The 18,891-nt window shown below is 65.3% G+C and carries 15 protein-coding genes; 9 read left to right on the top strand and 6 right to left on the bottom strand.

The annotated features are described in order from the left end of the window. Position 1: 1 nt before the first annotated feature. Both ACY65G_RS03715 and ACY65G_RS03710 read right to left on the bottom strand, forming a co-directional pair. The gene (locus ACY65G_RS03715) at positions 2 to 481 is read right to left on the bottom strand and encodes a tetratricopeptide repeat protein (protein WP_464996012.1); all 480 of its coding nucleotides are present in this window, start codon (positions 479 to 481) and stop codon (positions 2 to 4) included. Continuing rightward, entirely contained in the window at positions 478 to 2,472 is a 1,995-nt protein-coding gene (locus ACY65G_RS03710; RefSeq protein ID WP_464996011.1) for a bifunctional 2',3'-cyclic-nucleotide 2'-phosphodiesterase/3'-nucleotidase, read from the bottom strand. The genes ACY65G_RS03715 and ACY65G_RS03710 overlap by 4 nt, the downstream gene beginning before the upstream one ends. Before the next feature lie 204 nt (positions 2,473 to 2,676). On the opposite strand from ACY65G_RS03710, the gene ACY65G_RS03705 reads away from it, so the two are divergent. After that, the gene (locus tag ACY65G_RS03705) at positions 2,677 to 3,168 is read left to right on the top strand and encodes a PEP-CTERM sorting domain-containing protein (protein WP_464996010.1); all 492 of its coding nucleotides are present in this window, start codon (positions 2,677 to 2,679) and stop codon (positions 3,166 to 3,168) included. Between the two features lie 47 nt (positions 3,169 to 3,215). Here the strand turns inward: ACY65G_RS03705 and pelA are convergent, their stop codons facing one another. Next, positions 3,216 to 4,370 carry a pectate lyase gene (gene pelA, locus ACY65G_RS03700; RefSeq protein WP_464996009.1) on the bottom strand — a complete coding sequence of 385 codons (1,155 nt, stop codon included), beginning with the start codon at positions 4,368 to 4,370 and terminating at the stop codon, positions 3,216 to 3,218. Between the two features lie 245 nt (positions 4,371 to 4,615). Here pelA and ACY65G_RS03695 point away from each other — a divergent pair, with 245 nt between their 5' ends. From ACY65G_RS03695 to ACY65G_RS03675, 5 genes are all read left to right on the top strand, one after another. Continuing rightward, on the top strand, positions 4,616 to 4,909 hold the full coding sequence (locus tag ACY65G_RS03695; protein ID WP_464996008.1) for a hypothetical protein: 294 nt from the start codon (positions 4,616 to 4,618) through the stop codon (positions 4,907 to 4,909). Between the two features lie 94 nt (positions 4,910 to 5,003). Further along, a protein-coding gene (gene prfB, locus ACY65G_RS03690) for a peptide chain release factor 2 (RefSeq protein ID WP_464996007.1) occupies positions 5,004 to 6,108 on the top strand; the annotation gives its coding sequence in 2 pieces (ribosomal slippage) (positions 5,004 to 5,084 and positions 5,086 to 6,108; 1,104 coding nt in all). 3 nt (positions 6,109 to 6,111) lie between these two features. Then, positions 6,112 to 6,804, top strand: coding sequence for an HAD family hydrolase (locus ACY65G_RS03685; protein WP_464996006.1), 693 nt, complete (start codon positions 6,112 to 6,114; stop codon positions 6,802 to 6,804). Between the two features lie 2 nt (positions 6,805 to 6,806). Then, complete coding sequence (lysS, locus tag ACY65G_RS03680) at positions 6,807 to 8,348, top strand: lysine--tRNA ligase (RefSeq protein ID WP_464996005.1); 1,542 nt, start codon at positions 6,807 to 6,809, stop codon at positions 8,346 to 8,348. Positions 8,349 to 8,739: 391 nt separating this feature from the next. Next, entirely contained in the window at positions 8,740 to 10,368 is a 1,629-nt protein-coding gene (locus tag ACY65G_RS03675; protein ID WP_464996004.1) for a family 43 glycosylhydrolase, read from the top strand. A 100-nt stretch (positions 10,369 to 10,468) separates the two neighbouring features. Here ACY65G_RS03675 and ppnN read toward each other — a convergent pair whose 3' ends face one another. Next, entirely contained in the window at positions 10,469 to 11,839 is a 1,371-nt protein-coding gene (gene ppnN, locus ACY65G_RS03670) for a nucleotide 5'-monophosphate nucleosidase PpnN (RefSeq protein ID WP_464996003.1), read from the bottom strand. Between the two features lie 262 nt (positions 11,840 to 12,101). Here ppnN and ACY65G_RS03665 point away from each other — a divergent pair, with 262 nt between their 5' ends. Further along, positions 12,102 to 13,523 carry a peptide MFS transporter gene (locus ACY65G_RS03665; protein WP_464996462.1) on the top strand — a complete coding sequence of 474 codons (1,422 nt, stop codon included), beginning with the start codon at positions 12,102 to 12,104 and terminating at the stop codon, positions 13,521 to 13,523. A gap of 45 nt (positions 13,524 to 13,568) precedes the next feature. Here ACY65G_RS03665 and glpD read toward each other — a convergent pair whose 3' ends face one another. Next, positions 13,569 to 15,140 (bottom strand): glycerol-3-phosphate dehydrogenase, encoded by a 1,572-nt coding sequence (gene glpD / locus ACY65G_RS03660; protein ID WP_464996002.1) that lies wholly within the window; start codon positions 15,138 to 15,140, stop codon positions 13,569 to 13,571. Between the two features lie 73 nt (positions 15,141 to 15,213). Beyond that, the gene (locus ACY65G_RS03655) at positions 15,214 to 15,402 is read right to left on the bottom strand and encodes a hypothetical protein (RefSeq protein ID WP_464996001.1); all 189 of its coding nucleotides are present in this window, start codon (positions 15,400 to 15,402) and stop codon (positions 15,214 to 15,216) included. 148 nt (positions 15,403 to 15,550) lie between these two features. Between ACY65G_RS03655 and ACY65G_RS03650 the strand changes: the two genes are divergently transcribed. Together ACY65G_RS03650 and ACY65G_RS03645 are read left to right on the top strand one after the other, a co-directional pair. Further along, entirely contained in the window at positions 15,551 to 17,908 is a 2,358-nt protein-coding gene (locus ACY65G_RS03650) for a penicillin-binding protein 1A (RefSeq protein WP_464996000.1), read from the top strand. Positions 17,909 to 18,006: 98 nt separating this feature from the next. Further along, the gene (locus tag ACY65G_RS03645) at positions 18,007 to 18,801 is read left to right on the top strand and encodes a PP2C family protein-serine/threonine phosphatase (RefSeq protein ID WP_464995999.1); all 795 of its coding nucleotides are present in this window, start codon (positions 18,007 to 18,009) and stop codon (positions 18,799 to 18,801) included. Positions 18,802 to 18,891: the final 90 nt, after the last annotated feature.

The following is an 18,891-nucleotide window of genomic DNA, read 5'->3' as shown; positions in this document are numbered from 1 at the left end:
GTCATCGACCATGTTTCAACGCATGCGCCAAGGTCTTCAGCAATGCGCTGGCACGTTCGCCGTCCCCTGCCTCGTGCGACATCTGCGCAAGCTGCTGCAGCGCGGCCGGGTGTTCGCGCGCAGCCGCACGCTCGAGCCACGCATGGCCGCCAACCGGGTCGGCCGCGCCGCCCTCGCCCGCGATCAGCATATTGGCCAGCAAGAACATGGCCTCGGGTACGCCGCCGCGGGCGGCCTGCTCCAGCCAGCAGATGGCGGCCGCGCTGTCGGGCGCCGTGCCCTTGCCGTTGCGGACCATCAGCCCGGCCCAGTAGGCGGCGCGCGCGTCACCCGCCCGCGCGGCGCTCCCGAAATCGGCCAGCGCCCGTGGCCACCCCGATGGCGGCCCGGCCAGCGCCGCATGCGCCGAGGCCAGGTCAGCCGCGAATGCCGGAGCGGCGGCCAGCAGCAGCGCGGCCAGCGCCAGCGTGGCCCCCTTCATCGCGCCAGGTCGATCGCGTAGAGCGCAAAGCCCTTGCCGCCGCCATCGTCGGGGCGCAGCTCGCGCACATTGTCCAGGCCGGCTTCCCGCGCCAGCCCTGCCTTGCCGGGTGCGGAGTGGAACACCACCGGGCCCTGTGTTGCCACGCGCTCGAAGCGCCAGCTGCGGCTGTCGCCGTGGGCAGCACGGGTCAGGCTTCCCTGCTTGCGGATGTATTCGATCAGCACATCGCGATTGTTGTCAGGCGCGGCAACCACCGTGCTGCTGCCGTCGAGCCCAGGGAAGGCGCCGCCGCCGCTGGCGCGGTAGTTGTTCGTCGCCACCAGGAACGCCTGGTCCGGGCCGACGGGCATGCCGCGGAAGCGCAGGTTTTTCACGCGCTGGCCGGGCGGCTGGGTGATGTCGATCTCGTATTGCAGCTCGGTGCTGGACGGCATGTCGAAGTTATACCCGGGGAAGCCGGTGTTCACCAGTTCCTGCGGCTCCGTGCGCTGTGGGTCGATCGTGTTGAACCGCCCCGCCGCCTTCTCCAGCCAGGCTTGCAGACCGGCGCCATCCACCATCACGCCGTACAGCGCGTTCGGATACAGGTACAGGTCGGCCGCGTTGTTCAGCGCGATGGCGCCGGCCTGCACGTCGGTATAGTCCGTCACGCCGGCAGAACCGGTCTTGAACGGCGAAGATACCGACAGTACCGGCAATTGCGCGTAGTGCGGCAGGTTCGCCTTCACGTACTCGCGCAGGTAGGCTACCTGCGCTTCGTTGACGACCTGGATCGCGCTGACGTCGCCTGCGTCGGCGAAATACGTGGACATGCGGAAGTCGGTCTTGCCGATCGGTGTCTTCACATAGCGGATCGTGGCCTCGTGCTCGGCCCGCACCAGCGGCGCGATCGCGGGATCGGCGGCAACGGCATCGCGGCCGGCAGCGATCGGCCGGGCCTCTACCGTGGTGCGTTCCTTGTCGATCACCCAGGCCTTGCCGTTCCACGCCATGTGCAGGCCGATCACGCCCAGGTGCTTGCCCCACAGGCCCGCCATCACGGTCGGCACGCCGTGCACGAGGCCTTTTGCCTTGTCCACGCCCGGCAGGTCGAACTGCGGCACGGTGCTGGCCGCGTTCGGGAACACCTGGTGCGAATGGCCGATCAGCATCGCGTCGATGCCGGGCACCTGCGCGAGGTGCCAGCTGCCGTTTTCCATCGTGGGCGAGTACGCCGCCGCATCGAGGCCGCCGTGCGAGATCGCCACCACGATGTCCGCGCCCTTCGCGCGCATTTCCGGAATGTAGCGCTGCGCCGCTTCGCGCACGCCGGTGGTGTACACCTTGCCCTCCAGCCAGCGCTTGTCCCACGTGAGGATCGTGGGCGGCGTAAAGCCGATGATGCCGACGCGCAGCGTGGCCAGCACCGCCGTGCCGTCCGGGGCAGTGGCGACGATGCGCTTGTCGATGATCGCGTACGGCGCGAACAGCGGCTGGCGCGACTTGGTGCTGGCCACGTTGCTCAGCACCTGCGGGAACTTCGGCCCGGCGCATGCCTGCGTGGCGGTGACGCCGTCGACGTCGAAGCGGCTGCCCGACACCTGGTTCAGGTACGCGAGGCCGTAGTTGAAATCGTGGTTGCCGATGCCGGTGCCGTCGTAGCCCAGCGCGTTGAAGGCCTTGTAGATGGCCAGCGTTTCGCCGCAGTCCAGCGGCTGGACGATGGCCTGGTAATCGGACAGCGCCGTGCCCTGGATCGTGTCGCCGTTATCGAGCAACACGTTATTCGGGAACTCGGCGCGTGCCTGTGCAATCAGCGTGGCGGTGCGCTCGAGGCCCAGCGTGGGTTCGGGCGACAGCTTGTAATAGTCGTAGCTGACCACGTTGCCATGCAGGTCCGTCGTTTCAAGGATGGCAACCGTGGCCTGGCTGCCGGCGGGCACGCCGGAAGGCAGAACCGTGCAGCCGGCCAGCAAAAGCGGCAGGGAAATCAGGACCGGATTTTTCATTACTGAAGGAGGAAAGGAAAAGGTCATGATACGCAACGGATGGGTGCACGGACAAGAGGCGGCAGGAATGGCGTGACGGCCAGACTATATTTATCGCCATGACGAAAAAACAGCAAACTGAACAATAGATCAATTGCAACGTGATAACCTCAATACTGCTCTACAAGGGCAGCATATCGACAACCACCAACTCACGGGCACACAATGAAACTGAAGCAATTCCTGGGCACCACCGCGGTCGCGACAGCACTTCTGTTCACAGGCGCAGCAAAGGCCGACCTGTACCAGTTCACCGTCACGGGTGACTATTCCGCGACCTGGCAACTCGATACGGACGTGGAACCCGACGTGGTGATCGAGCAGCTTGGGCTCACCTACTATGACATAGCCGGCTCGTACGACGGCGCAGCTTCCGGATACGCCCACGTATCGTTCTTCTACGGCGGTTTCGGCGGCGGCCTCAGCCTGGAAGACAGTGTCACCGGGGAATACCTGCTGGTGGCGGATGGCCCGCAAATCTATGCCGGCGACGGCCTCACCCCGTCGTACGCGCCCGGCACGTATGCGCTGACCGAATACCAGGGCTCCGGCGCCTACACGCTGACGATCTCGGCGGTCCCGGAACCGGCGACGTACGGCATGCTGCTGGCCGGCATGGGCATGCTGGGCATCGCGCTGCGCCGCAAGCAGCATTGATGACCGCCTGGCGCTGTCCGCCCGGACGGCGCCGTTCGCGCTCCATCTCAATACCCTACGCGTCCGGCATAAGGAAGAATGCGGTCCCCGTAGTGCCCTCCCCACTGGTACGTGTACCGGCTCTCCACGCCGATCTTCATGATGTCGTACTGCTTGCCCACGCCCGGTGGCTTGTCGGTCGGCTGGCGGCCGCAGAAGAAGCCCGTATCCGTGGCCAGGTCGTAGAAGCGGTACCAGCTCGTCGCCCCCGGCCGGTGCACGAACGGATTCGCGCCCGTGGGCCGCGTGGCATGCGGGTCGAATGCCATGTCCCGCATCTGCACCGCGCTGCGGCGGTACCAGGCCACGCCGGCCTTCGCGGCGGCGGCCACGGCGGGGGTCTGGGGGCGGCTCATCAGGAAGGCGATCACGAGCACGGATTCCTGGCCGCTCTTCGACGGCAGTTCGAACGAGCGGCCCGTGACCGGCACATGCGTGACAGGGTCGTGCTGGGCACACCACACGGTCTTGACGCCATCCTGGACGATCTGCGCCTTCAGGATGAAATCCTCGGCGCGGCCGATCGCGTCTTCCATGCGGGTGCGCTGCCGGTCCGTAAAGACGTCGCCCACGAACGGGGGCCGTTGCCTGGCGGCGTCGTCCAGCAGTTTCAATACGCGGACCATGGCGTTGTCGTTGAACGTGACGTTGTTCGAGTAGACCGTGCCGGTGCGTGCCGGGTACACCTGCGGGTAGCCGCCGGACGGGTACTGCATCCGCAGCAGGAAGTCCATCGCCCTGCGCGCCGCGTCGCGATGGACCGTATCGCCGCCGCGCCCGTACACATCGGCCAGCACGCAGATCTCGGCAACGGTGGCGCCATTGTCGATCGTGCCCAGCTCGGCACCGCCGGCGCCGAACCAGCCGGAACGCGGCGCCGTGCCGTTCCATGGGTGGGCGTACCACCTGGTTTCCTTGTAAAACCCGCCATGCGGCATCTGCCAGGAGGCGATGTGGTCGGCCAGGCGCCGGTCTTCGGCCAGCGCCGTGGCGGCGTCGGTGCTGCCGCTGAGCCAGCGGCGATAGGACGCCAGCTCGCCGTTGAGCGGATTGCCCTCCTGCGGCAGCATCGGGGCCGCTTGCCTGCCGCGTGGCGCACCGGCACAACCGGCAGCCGACAGGGCCACCATGGACAAGGTGATAAGGCAATCTCTTCGTTGCATGGGCGCCCTCATATGGTTGGTACCGATTCTAGTTAATCGTTTAACTCCCGTAAACGACCGGCAGCTCATTGGCAGCTCATTGGCAAATTTCGAAAGCCATGCTGGTGATTTTGGTGGCGGTCACGGTGGAAGTATCCATGCAGCAACCATCATTGCCAGGATGTGATGCCGCGCAGTGCCCGTGCGCCTGGACGCCCGCATACTCGCCCTCCCGCCGGCACTGCCGGCCAATGCATGGAGGCCGTATGTTCGTTCGCCAATGGTGCGCCCCGCTGACCGGGGCGATCACGCTCTTCTATTTTGTTCTTGTGTACTTCGTCACGACCAGCCCGAGCCCCGGTGTGCTGATGAAGGCGCTCGCCGCGCCGGGGCTGCTTGCCCTCCTGCTCGGAACGCCGTTGATGGAACAGTTCGGCCTGGCTGAATGGCGCTGGATGGGCTACATGCCGACGAGCCTGGGGTTTGCTGTTCTCGTCGTGCTGTACACATTCGCCCTGTCGTCCCTGGCCGGATTCCTGGCCACGTTCACGCGACGCTGAGGGCCGGGCGACGCGCCCGGGCATGGGCAGCCCGGGCGCGTCGCCGCCTAGGGTATAATCGGAGGTTTGATCGCCCTCAAGAGACATAAAAATCATGGAAGCAGAACGCATCAATTCCCTCGCCGCCCAGCTCGCTGACCTGACGGCCCGCGAGAACGAACTTCGGAGGTATCTTTGACTTCGATGTGAAGTCGGAGAAACTGGAACAACTGAACGCCGAACTCGAAGATCCGGCGGTCTGGAACGACCCGAAGAAGGCCCAGGACATGGGCCGCGAAAAGAAAGCCCTGGAAGCCATCGTCGACACGCTGGCGAAAGCGAAAAGCGACCTGGCCGACATGGCCGAGCTGTTCGCGATGGGCAAGGAAGAAAACGACGACGACACGCTGGAATCCGTCATCGGCGATACGGCGGAAATCGCCAAGGTCATCGAAGGCCTGGAATTCCGCCGCATGTTCAACAACCCGATGGACCCGAACAACTGCTTCGTCGACATCCAGGCCGGCGCCGGCGGCACCGAGGCCCAGGACTGGGCGTCGATGCTGCTGCGCCAGTACGTGCGCTATTGCGAACGCAAGGGCTTCAAGGTCGAGGTGATGGAACAGTCGGACGGTGAAGTCGCCGGCATCAAGACAGCCACGCTGAAAGTCGAGGGCGATTACGCCTACGGACACCTGCGCACGGAAACCGGCGTGCACCGCCTCGTGCGCAAGTCGCCTTTCGACAGCGCCAACGGCCGCCACACGTCGTTCACGTCGCTGTTCGTCTACCCGGAAGTGGACGACTCGATCGAGATCGAGATCAACCCCGCGGACCTGCGCATCGACACCTACCGCGCATCGGGCGCCGGCGGCCAGCACATCAACAAGACCGACTCCGCCGTGCGTCTGACGCACGCGCCGTCCGGCATCGTCGTGCAGTGCCAGAACGACCGCTCGCAGCACCGCAACAAGGCCGAGGCGATGGAAATGCTGAAGGCCAAGCTGTTCGAGCAGGAACTGCGCAAGCGCATGAGCGAGCAGCAGAAGCTGGAAGACTCCAAGACCGATGTGGGCTGGGGCCACCAGATCCGCTCCTACGTGCTGGACCAGTCCCGCATCAAGGACTTGCGCACCGGCTTCGAGACCGGCAACACGAAGAACGTGCTGGACGGCGACCTGGACGACTTCATCGCCGCCTCGCTCAAGCAAGGGGTCTGACGCATGACCCATCATGCTTCCCGCGCCTTCATCTTCGACATGGATGGCACGATCGTCGACAACATGGCCTTCCACACGAAATCGTGGGTGGCCTTCTTCGAGCGGCGCGGCCATGCGATCGACGCGGACGATTTCTTCCGCGCGACCGCCGGCCGCCAGGGCCATGAAATCATGCGCACCTACCTCGGCGCGGACCTGACGAAGGACGACACGGTGCTGCTCGACGCGGAGAAGGAAGAACTGTACCGCGAACTGTACGCGCCGCACCTGGAAACGGTGGCCGGCTTCGAGCAGTTCATCGAAGCGGCGCAGGAGCAGGACGTGCGCCTGGCCGTGGCCACGGCCGCGCCGCCGGCCAACATCGTGTTCACGCTCGATGGCCTGGACCTGCGCCGGCACTTCGACGCGGTGGTCGGCGCGGCCGACGTGGCCCGTGGCAAGCCGAATCCGGACGTGTTCCTGCTGGCGGCCGAACGCTGCGGCGTGGCACCCGAACACTGCATCGTGTTCGAGGATGCGCCGCTGGGCGTGGAAGCCGCGCGCCGCGCCGGCATGCGGGCCGTGGTGCTGACCACCACGCTGCCGGCCGAGGCGTTCGCCGAATTCGACAACGTCATCTGCGTCGCACGCGACTTCTCGGAGCTGGACATCGCCACGCTGTTCGACACGACCAACAACATTCAACAAGCACAGTAATCATGACGACCGAAAACCAAGCGGAACCCCAGGACCAGGCGCCGGGCCTCGACGACAACAAGATCATCGCCGAGCGCCGCGCCAAGCTGGCCGCCATTCGCGAACAGGGCATCGCCTTCCCGAACGATTTCCGCCCCGAGCACAAGGCGGCCGACCTGCAGGCGCAATTCGCCGGCAAGTCGCGCGAGGAACTGGAAGCCGAGCCCGTGCCCGTGGTGCTGGCCGGCCGCATGATGCTCAAGCGCGAAGCCGGCAAGAAGGCCGCGTTCGCGACGCTGCAGGATTCGTCCGGCAAGGCCTGCGACGGCCGCATCCAGATCTACGTCACGCTGGACGCGACGGGCGAAGCGGCGATGGAAGCGTTCCGCACCTATGACCTGGGCGATATCCTGGGCGTGAAAGGCACGCTGTTCAAGACCAAGACGGATGAACTGACCGTCAAGGTCAGCGAACTGCGCCTGGTGACCAAGTCGCTGCGCCCGCTGCCGGACAAGTTCCACGGCCTGGCCGACCAGGAAACGAAGTACCGCCAGCGCTACGTGGACCTGATCATGAACGAGGACACGCGCCGCACGTTCAAGGCGCGCACCGCCGCCATCTCGTCGATCCGCCGCTTCATGCAGGAAAACGAGTTCATGGAAGTGGAAACGCCGATGCTGCACACGATCCCCGGCGGCGCGGCGGCCAAGCCGTTCATCACGCACCACAATGCGCTGGACATGCAGATGTTCCTGCGCATCGCGCCCGAGCTGTACCTGAAGCGCCTCGTCGTGGGCGGCTTCGACCGCGTGTTCGAGATCAACCGCAACTTCCGCAACGAAGGCGTGTCGATCCGTCACAACCCCGAATTCACGATGATGGAATTCTATGCGGCGTACACGGACTACCAGTGGATCATGAACTTCACGGAAGCCGTGATCCGCCAGGCCGCCGTCGATGCGCACGGCTCCGCGGTGCTGACCTACGGCGGCCGCGAGCTTGACCTGAGCAAGCCGTTCCACCGCCTCACGATCGTCGGCGCGATCAACAAGTTCGCGCCGCACTATACGAACGAGCAGCTGGAAGACGCGGAGTTCATCAAGGCCGAACTGAAGAAGTTCGGCGTGAAGCCGCACGCCCACTCGGGCCTGGGCGCGCTGCAACTGGCGCTGTTCGAGGAAACCGCCGAAGCGCAGCTGTGGGAACCGACGTTCATCATCGACTACCCGGAAGAAGTGTCGCCGCTGGCACGCGCATCGGACACCCGCAAGGGCATCACCGAGCGCTTCGAGCTGTTCATGGTAGGCCGCGAGATCGCCAACGGCTTCTCCGAGCTGAACGACGCGGAAGACCAGTCGGCCCGTTTCCTGGCCCAGGTGGCGGCCAAGGAAGCCGGCGACGACGAAGCGATGTACTACGACGCCGACTATATCCGCGCGCTGGAATACGGCATGCCGCCGGCCGGCGGCTGCGGCATCGGCATCGACCGGCTGATCATGCTGCTCACCGATTCGCCGAACATCCGCGACGTGCTGCTGTTCCCGCACCTGCGCAAGGAAGACTGACGTCTCCCTGCCCTCCCCCGAAACGCGCGGCTTCCACCGCGCGTTTTTTTTCGCCTTTCCGTGGCTGAGTCCGTGTCCCGGTGCCTGGCACGGGGACACCGCATTCTGTGCCTGAGCTCGTGTCCCGGTGCCTGGCACGGAGACACGGGCTCATGCATCGCTGTGCTGAAAAACCATCCCCCGGATTCCCGGCTTTCGCGTGTCTCGGCGCCTGGCACGAGGACACCGCATTCTGTGCCTGAGCTCGCGTCCCGGTGCCTGGCACGGGGACACGGACTCATGCATCGCTGTGCTGAAAAACCATTCTCCCGATGTCCGGCTTTCGCATTGCCGCTGAAATCGTTTTCAGCTAACCTGCCACAGCCTCGACAATAACGATCCGGAGACAGCAGTGACGAACCAGTCCCGCCGCAACGCCTTCAAGACCATCCTCGCCGGCACCGCCGCCCTCCCCGCCGCGCACGTGCTTGGTCAGCCGGCCGCGCCGCAAAGTGTGCCGGCGGCACCGCGATGGGCGCGCGGCATCGAAGGCCAGCGCAAGGCCGACCTGGGCGACGGCACGTTCATCAACCCGATCGTCGCGGGTGACCATCCGGATCCCACGATCCTCAAGGACGGCAACGATTACTACATGACGTTCTCGTCGTTCTACTCGTATCCCGGCATCGTGATCTGGCATTCGACGGACCTGGTGAACTGGGCGCCCGTCGGGCCCGCGCTGAAAAAACCGCTGGGCACGATCTGGGCACTGGACCTGTGCAAGCACGATGGCCGCTACTTCATCTACCTCCCCGCCGCACCGGATGGCAATGCCTGGTCGATCTACGCGATCTGGGCCGACCGCATCGAAGGCCCGTGGAGCGATCCGGTCGACCTGAAGATCGCCGGGTGCATCGACCCTGGCCACATCGTGGGCGAGGACGGCAAGCGCTACCTGTTCGTCAACGGCATCCGCAAGATCCGGCTCACCGACGACGGCCTGGCCACGGCCGGCAAGCTGGAGGAAGCCTACAAGCCATGGCGCTATCCGGAAGACTGGGTGGTGGAAAACTTCGCGCCCGAAGGCCCGAAACTGCTGCGCCACAGCGGGTGGTTTTACCTGGTCACCGCGGTGGGCGGCACGGCAGGTCCGGTCACCGGCCACATGGTCATCGCCGCGCGCGCAAAGTCGATCCACGGTCCGTGGGAGCACTGTCCGCACAATCCGCTGGTGCGCACCGTCAGCACCGCCGAACCGTGGTGGTCGCGCGGCCATGCCACGCTGGTCGAAGGTCCGGGCGGCGACTGGTGGATGGTCTACCACGGCTACGAGAACGGCTACCGCACGCTGGGCCGCCAGGCCTTGCTGGAGCCGATCGAATGGACGGCCGACGGCTGGTTCCGTGCCAAGGGCGGCGATTTGTCGAAGCCGCTGCCGAAACCCCGCGGGAAGGATGGGTGGCAGATCAAGGCGCGCCCCAGCGGCCAGCCGCTGTCCGACGATTTCACGCGCGACCGCTTCGGCGTCCAGTGGAGCTTCCACGACCCGGAACCGGACGAGATGGCGCGCGTGCGCTACCTGCAACCCGGCCTGCGCATCCAGGGCAAGGGCACGACGCCCGCCGACAGCGCGCCGCTGACCTGCGGCGTCGGCGACCGCTCATACCAGGCCGAAGTGACGCTGGAACTCGACGGCCCCGCCGAAGCGGGCCTGCTGCTGTTCTATAACCACAAGGCGTTCGTCGGCGTCGGCTTCACGCCGGATACCGTCAAGACATGGGAATACGCCGAGGAGCAGCAGTGGATGCGCGCGCAGCGCGCCACGAAGAGCGTGCGGGTGCGGCTGACCAACGTGGACAACGTGGTCACCTTCCATTACTCGTACGACGGCGGCAGGAGCTGGCTGCTGCACGGACTGCGCATGGAAGTCTCGGGCATCCACCACAATGTGTTCGGCGGCTTCCTCAGCCTGAAGGTGGGAATCTACTGCGCCGGCAAGGGATCGGTCACGCTGGGCGATTTCGCCTACCGCGCGCTGTAACCCGGCCGCACATAAACAGAACCGGTGACAGGCACCGGTTCTTTTGGAATATTTCTGGAAAACCGGTGTCTGTCACCGGTTTTCTCACCGGTTTTGATCCTTACATCACCACCCGGTAGCAAGGCACATACGCCTTGCCCGGCAACTTCATCCGGCTCTGCGCCACGAACGATGCCAGCAGCCGGTCCATCGGTTCCATGATCGCCGCGTCGCCGTGGATCTCGAAGTTGCCGTGCGCCTCGATGGCGCGGATACCGTCGGCCTTCACGTTGCCGGCCACCACACCGGAGAAGGCGCGCCGCAGGTGCGCAGCCAGCAGGTGCACCGGCTGGTTCCTGTGCAGCTTCAGGTTGCGCATGTTTTCATGCGAGGGCGCGAAAGGCCGCTGGAATTCCTCGTCGATGTGCAAGGCCCAGTTGAAGTAATACGCGTCGCTGCGGGCCTTGCGGTATTCGCGCACCTGCTTGATCCCTTCCTGCATCTCGCGCGCCACCGATTCCGGATCGTCGACGATGATCTTGTAGCGCTTCTGTGCTTCCTCGCCCAGCGTGACGCCGATGAACTCGTTGATCTGCGCGAAGTAGTCGCGCGACGATTCCGGACCCGTGAAGATCAGCGGGAACGGGATCTCGGCATTTTCCGGATGGAGCAGGATGCCGAGGATGTACAGGATCTCTTCCGCGGTCCCCGCGCCGCCGGGGAACACGATGATGCCGTGGCCAGTGCGCACGAACGCTTCCAGGCGCTTCTCGATATCCGGCATGATCACCAGGTCGTTGACGATCGGGTTCGGCGATTCGGCGGCGATAATGCCCGGCTCGGTGATGCCGAGGTAGCGGCCGTTGGTGAAGCGCTGCTTGGCGTGTCCGATCGTGGCGCCCTTCATCGGGCCCTTCATCGCGCCGGGGCCGCAGCCCGTGCAGATATCGAGCGCGCGCAGGCCCAGCTGGTAGCCCACTTCCTTCGAATAATTGTATTCGGCGCGATTGATCGAGTGGCCACCCCAGCACACCACCAGGTTCGGGTTGGTCTGCGGGCGCAGCACGTTGGCGTTGCGCAGGATATGGAAGACCGCGTCGGTAATGCCTTCGGTGCTGGCAAGGTCGAACTTCGGATTGTCGGTGACTTCGTTGCTCACAAAAACAATATCGCGCAGCACCGCGAACAGATGTTCGTGGATACCCTTGATCATCTTGCCGTCGACAAAGGCGATCGCGGGCGCGCCCTTGATCTCGAGCTTGATGCCGCGCTCGCGCTGCATGATGTTGATATCGAACGACTGGTAACGGTCCAGCAATTCCTTGCCGTCGTCAATCGTGCTGCCGCAATTGAGCACGGCCAGCGCGCATTGGCGGAAGGTTTTATACAGGCCGCCCTTGCCGCTATCGAGCAGTTTTACCACCTCTGCTTTCGACAGTACTTCGAGCTTGCCTTCGGGTGAAATCAGGGTATCGACAAAGCCTTGTTCCATGGTGCGTACATCCTTTATTGAGTTAATACATATTGCCCCCGTATGGCTGTCAATATACGACATCGGCGTCGTAAAAGGATGGCAATCTTTTCAAACGAACCATATTGCTGCGCTGCACCACATGAATCCGTCGACAATTTTTGTCGCTCCATTACAATGGCGGATTTTTTTCAGGAGATGCCGCATGAGCGGTTCAAGCAAGGCAGTAGAAACGGCCATCCCCGAATTCAAACAGATTTTGGGGCATCCCGCTCCACTGTGGATGTTGTTCATGACGGAGTTCTGGGAGCGCTTCGCGTTCTACGGCATCCGTTGGGCGCTCGTGCTGTATATCGTCGCCCAGTTCCACGGTGGCGCGGCTTCCGGTGAGGCCGACGCAAACCTCACCTATGGTTCGTATCTCGCGCTCGTCTATGCGGCGGCGCTTTTCGGCGGCTATGTAGCCGACCGGGTGCTCGGCTACCAGCGTTCCATCCTCGTCGGCGCAGCCTTCATGGCGGCCGGCCTGTTCATGATCGCCCTGCCCGATCCCACCATCTTCAAGGTGGGCCTGGCCACCATCATCACGGGTAACGGCCTGTTCAAGCCGAACATCTCGACGATGGTCGGCAAGCTGTATGCCGCGGCCGACTCGCGCCGCGACAGCGGCTTCACGATCTTCTACATGGGCATCAACGCCGGCGCGTTCATCGCACCGATCCTGACCCAGCACCTGGCCCAGTATGTATTCAACACGGGCGACATGCCCGAGTACAAGGTGGTGTTCATCGCATCGGGCATCGGCATGCTGATTTCGCTGGTGTGGTTCTTCTTCGGCCGCAAGGAGCTGAAAGGTATCGGCATGCCGGAACAGCACGCAGCGAGCCCGGCACGTATCCTGTACGTGATCGCAGGCTGCCTGGCCACCATCCCCGTGGTGTTCGCGCTGCTGGCCGTGGGCGCGCAGCAGCTGCAGGGCGTGCTGACCGTGCTGTTCATCCTGCTGGCGGTGATGCTGCTGGTCGAAGGCTACCGCAACGGCCCCGTGGCGCGCGATAAAGTATGGGCGATGATGATCATCTTCGCGTTCAACATCCTGTTCTGGATGTTCTTCGAACAGGCCGGCAGCTCGTTCACGTTCCTGGCCGAGAACATCGTCAACCGCGCCTTCGGCGACTGGATCTTCCCCACCGCCTGGTTCCAGAGCGTGAATTCGATCGCCATCATCACGTGCGCGCCGATCATCGCGGCGATCTGGATCTTCACGGCACGGCGCAACGTCGAACCGTCGATCCCGCGCAAGTTCGGCCTGGGCCTGATCTTCAATGGCCTGGCCTTCCTGCTGCTGGTGTTCGCGCTGAAGACGATGGTCGTCGACGGCAAGATCCCGTTCTGGACGCTGTTCATGGTGTACGTGATCCAGTCCATCGGTGAACTGTGCCTGTCGCCGATCGGCCTGTCGATGGTGACCAAGCTGGCGCCGACGCGCCTGGTGGGCCTGGGCATGGGCGGCTGGTTCCTGTCGACCGGCATCGGCAACAACCTGTCCGGCATCTTCGCCTCGCACGTCTCCGGCGAATCGGGCATGTCGGTGGAATCGGCGCTGTCCGGCTACAACTTCGGTTTCTGGTCGCTGGTGATCGGCGGCGTGCTGCTGTTCCTGCTGGCACCACTGATCCAGAAGCTGATGCATGGCGTGAAATAAGCGCGCATCGCACTGAAGAAACGGCAGCCTGCGGGCTGCCGTTTGTTATTGACCGGCCGGCTTCACCACCAGAGGGTGCGTGAGCAGCCACGCATCGAGCACCTCCGCCGCATCACGCGGCAGGTGCAATCCCAGCTTCGTGCGCCGCCACAGGATATCGTGCGCCGTCGCCGCCCACTCGTGCCGGCGCAGGTAATCCAGCTCGGCCTCGTACAGCCCGGGCAGCACCTGTTCCCCCAATTCCGCCATCGAACCGCGCCCTTGCAGCAGCGTATGGATGCGGGTGCCGTAGGCTCTCGCATAGCGGGCGATCAGCGGGCAATCGAGCCAGCCATACTGCACTTGCAACCGCGAGCGCCAGCCGTCGAATTCCAGCACCGAGCGGCTGGCCGGCACGGCGCCGAACAGGTCGCCGCCGGGCAGGCAGGCGCCGGCCGTCCACGCACCGGTGCGGTGGCCGAGCGTCTTGCAGACAAGATCGGTGGCCTCTTCCGCCAGCTTGCGGTACGTGGTCAGCTTGCCGCCGAAGACAGTCAGCAGCGGTGCGTCACCCGCCTGCGCATCGCCGTCGAGCTGCAGCCGATAGTCGCGCGTGACGGCGCTGGCCTTGGCGGACGCGTCGTCGAGCAGCGGACGCACGCCGGCATAGCTCCACACCACGTCCGCCGGCGTGACCGGCGCCTGGAAATAATGGCTGGCCACGCCGCACAGGTAGCGGATTTCGTTCTCGTCGATCGCCACCGCCGCGGGATCGCCCGTGTATTCCACGTCGGTGGTGCCGATCAGCGTGAAATCCGTTTCGTAGGGAATGGCGAAGACGATGCGGCCATCGTCGTGCTGGAACAGGTAGGCATCGTCGTGCGCGAAGATGCGCCGCACCACGATATGGCTGCCCTTCACGAGCCGCAGGCGGGTGTGCGCCTGTGCGGTTCCCGGCCGGTGCAGCGCGCCGTCCAGGAACGCCGCCGCCCACGGCCCGGCGGCATTGACGATGGCGCGCACCGCGATCTGCTTGTGCGTGCCGTCCGCCTTGCGCAGCGTGACGCGCCACGCGCCATTCTCGCGGCGCGCTTCGGTGCAGGCGGTGCGCGTCAGGATGCATGCGCCCTTCTGCGCCGCATCCATCGCGTTCAGCACGACGAGGCGGGCATCGTCGACCCAGGCGTCCGAATACACGAACGCCTGCCGGAACGCGGGCCGCAGCACCCGGCCAGCCGGGTGCGCCGACAGTTGCACGCTCTCGGAACCGGGCAGCAGCTCGCGGCGCGCCAGGCGGTCATACAGGAACAGGCCGGCGCGGATCAGTGCCGCCGGGCGCTGGCCTGTGTGCGGCATGACGAAGCGCAGCGGCCGCACCACGTGCGGTGCGGCGCGCAGCAGCACTTCGCGCTCGGCCAGTGCCTTGCGCACGAGGCCGAATTCGTAATGTTCGAGATAGCGCAGCCCGCCATGGATCAGCTTCGTGGAGGCGGACGACGTGTGCGACGCCAGGTCGTCACGCTCGCACAGGGCCACGCACAGGCCGCGGCCCGCCACGTCGCGGGCGATCCCCGCGCCGTTGATGCCGCCCCCTACCACCAATACGTCGCAATCGACATCCTGCCTTGCCGCCGCCATGGGACCTCCGGCCACTTCATTTCTCGAAGATACGACAGTTAAGGCCGGCAGTGCAAGTGCCGGCCTGTCCCGCTCATTCGTCCAGCCTCTCGACGCCACGCCGCTTGTCCCGCTTCTTTACGGTATCGGACTGTTCCTGCGCCGGCTTCGTCGCGGGCGGCGGCGCCACGGGCATCGGGAAGCCGAGGAATACCATCACCAGGAAGATGGGCAACAGCAGGTAGAACAGCGGCCGTTTCCAATTGAGTTTAGTCTTGAACATGCCGCCAAGCTCGGCGCCACGGCCCTGTTTTCAAGGAGGTAACCGATGTTTTTTTCACAAGCGTGGCAGCGGAGCGACAACCGGGGCCCATGGTGCGCTGGTCTATAATGGCCCGCGCTTTTGCAACCGATACCGTGGAATCCAAGTCTTGAGCAAGCTCCCAACCTGGCTGAACCGCCGCACCGTCGCCGTCGGCGCGATCGTCGCCGGCGGCCTCGCCATCCTCTCCGCCCTTCTCCTGCTGGGCTACCTGTTCCTGGTGGTGCGACCCAGGCTGCCCGATCTCGATGCCGTCATCGATTACAAGCCGAAGATCCCCCTGCGGGTCTACACGGCGGACAAGGTGCTGATCGGCGAATTCGGCGAGGAACACCGCGACTTCGTGCCGGTCGCCAAGATACCGGACATGATGAAGAAGGCCGTGCTGGCGATCGAGGACACGCGCTTCTACGAGCATGGCGGCGTCGACTGGGTGCGCACGCTGGGCGCCGTGAAGGCCAACCTCGCCGGCGGCTTCCGCCAGGGCGCATCGACCATCTCGATGCAGGTGGCCCGCAACTTCTACCTCACGCGCGAAAAAGTCATTTCGCGCAAGCTCAACGAGGTGATGCTGACCTACAAGATCGAGGCCGCGCTGACGAAGGACGAAATCCTCGAGCTGTACATGAACCAGATCTACCTGGGCCAGCGCTCGTTCGGCTTTGCCGCCGCCGCGCAGACGTATTTCGGCAAGTCGCTGGGCGAGCTGTCCGTCGCCGAGATCGCGATGCTTGCCGGACTGCCGAAGAATCCCGCGCGCCACAACCCGGTCACGAATTTCAAGCGCGCCAAGGCGCGCCAGCAGGTGGTGCTGCGCCGGCTGCACGACCTGAACTACATCAGCGACGCCCAGTACGAGGAAGCGCTGGACGAGGCGCTGCATGTGAACCGCAAGGGCCAGTCGTTCGACACGCATGCGGAGTACGTGGCCGAACTGGCGCGCCAGGCTGCGTTCGCGCAATACCGGGAAGCGGCGTACACACGCGGCATCGTGGTGCGCACGACGATCGTCAGCAAGGACCAGGAGGCCGCCTATGAAGCCGTGCGCCGCAACGTCATCGCCTACGACCAGCGGCACGGCTACCGCGGCCCCGAGGCATTCGTCGAACTGCCCGTCGACGAGGAGGAACGCGAGGAGGAAATCGACCGCGCCCTGTCGCGCCGCCCCGGCAGCGACGGCCTGATCGCCGCCGTCGTGCTGGCCGCGAGCCCGCGCGAAGTGCGCGCCGAAACGGCCGACGGCATCGACGTGACGATCAGCGGCGACGGGCTGAAACTCGCCAGGGCCGCGCTGTCGCCCAAGGCGAGGGACACGCTGCGCATCCGCCCTGGCGCCATCATCCGCGTGGCCCACGACAGCCGGAAAGGCTGGTCGATTACGCAGGTGCCGCAGGTGGCCGCGGCATTTGCGTCGGTCGATCCGGCCACGGGCGCCTACCGCTCCATGGTCGGCGGCTTCGACTACAACCTGCAGAAATTCAACCACGTGACGCAGGCATGGCGCCAGCCCGGTTCCGCCATCAAGCCGTTTGTCTATTCCGCCGCGGTGGACAAGGGCTATGGCCCGGCCACGCTGATCGACGACGTGCCGCTGGAACTGCCCGGCGGCGAGAATGGCGAACCGTGGCGCCCGCAGAACGACGATTTCGTGTTCGACGGGCCGATCTCCATGCGCGTCTCGCTGGCCAAGTCGAAGAACGTGCCTTCCGTGCGCATCCTGCGCACCGTCACGGTGCCGTATGCGCACGGGTTCCTGGGCCGCTTCGGACTGGACCTGTCGAAGCACCCGCAGAACCTGACCATGGCGCTGGGCACCGGCGCCGTCACGCCGGAACAGATGGCCGGCGCCTATGCGGTCTTCGCCAATGGCGGCTACCGCGTGCAGCCATGGCTGATCGCCAGCATCGAAGACGCGGACGGCAAGGTGCTGCACGCAGCGAAACATCCGCCACAGCCGGACGAGTCGGCCCGCGTGATCGACGCGCGCAACGCCTTCATCATGGACAGCATGCTGCACGAAGTGGCGCGCACCGGTACCGGCGCGGCGGCCGTGCAGCGCATCGGCCGCCCGGATATCGCCGGCAAGACCGGCACCACGAGCGACGCGTTCGACGGCTGGTTCGGCGGCTATGGCGGCGGCATCGTCGCCGTGGCATGGATGGGCTACGACGAGCCGAAATCGCTGGGCGGACGCGAATTCGGCTCCACGCTGGCACTGCCGATCTGGATCGACTACATGCGCGCCGCGCTGGCTGACCGGCCGCTCGTGGAACGGCCGGTACCGGAAGGCGTGGTGCAGGTGAACGGCGACTGGATGCTCGAGGAATACGCGAACGATCCCGCCGTGCGCGCGATCGACATCGACCCGGGAATGCTCGACGGTGCCGAACCGGCCATGCCGCTCGAAGGCGCCGAACCGGCGCAGCCGGCGATTCCCGAGCCGCCACCCGGCACGCCGCTGAACTGAGCGCTGACCTGAGCGCTGAACTGAGCACTGAAGCGACGCCGCCGGACGCTGCTTGCTGGTATGCTTGCTCCACCGATCCACGCCTTGCAGGAGCAGCCTTGGACAGCTGGAAGCCACTACCGCCGTTGCAATGCGATACGCTCGACATCGGTGCCGCATGCGGCCTTACCGACGTGGGCACGGTGCGCGCCGCGAACCAGGACAACTTCATCGTCTCGCGCGAGCTCAACCTGCTGGCCGTAGCCGATGGCATGGGTGGCCATGCGGGTGGCGAGATCGCCAGCGCCGGCGCGCTCGAACTGCTGTGCGGCCACCTGCGCACGGGCCACGACCCCGAGGCAACGTGGCCGGGTGCGCCGGCCGGCGCGCTGACCCGGCTGCGCAGCGCGATCGACTTCGCCAATGCGCGGCTGTACGGGGAAAACGTGGCCGGCCGCCATGCCGACGGCTTCGGCATGGGCACGACGCTGACGGGCCTCTGGCAGCCGGTGCCCCAGGGGCCGGCCTACGTGTTCCATGTCGGCGACAGCCGCCTGTACTGCTGGCGCGGCGGCACGCTGCAGCAGCTGACGCGGGACCAGACGCTGTACCAGCAGGCCATCGACCTGGGCGCTCACGAACCGCTGCCGCCCCGCAACCTGCTGCTGCAGGCGCTGGGGCCTTCGCCCGCCGTGCAGCCGGACCTGTCCACGTGGATGCCGGCGCCGGGCGATGTCTACCTGCTGTGCAGCGATGGCCTGCACGGCGATACACCGGCCGCGGCGATCGGCGCCGTGCTGGCCGGCGCGCGGCGCGACAACCTGCAGCAATGCTGCGCGGACCTGGTGGAGATGGCCAAGCGCGACGGCAGCCGCGACAACATCACGGCGGTGCTGCTCCGCTGCGGCGATTGACGGTTGTTTGTCCCGCCACGTGAGCGGCGCCCCGATCATGCTTCGATTATAATGTTGCGTTGCCGCCCAGCGGCCTCCCGGTCAGCTTTA

The organism is Pseudoduganella sp. jia 12, from assembly GCF_055502675.1.
This window is presented reverse-complemented; position numbering and strand designations above follow the sequence as displayed.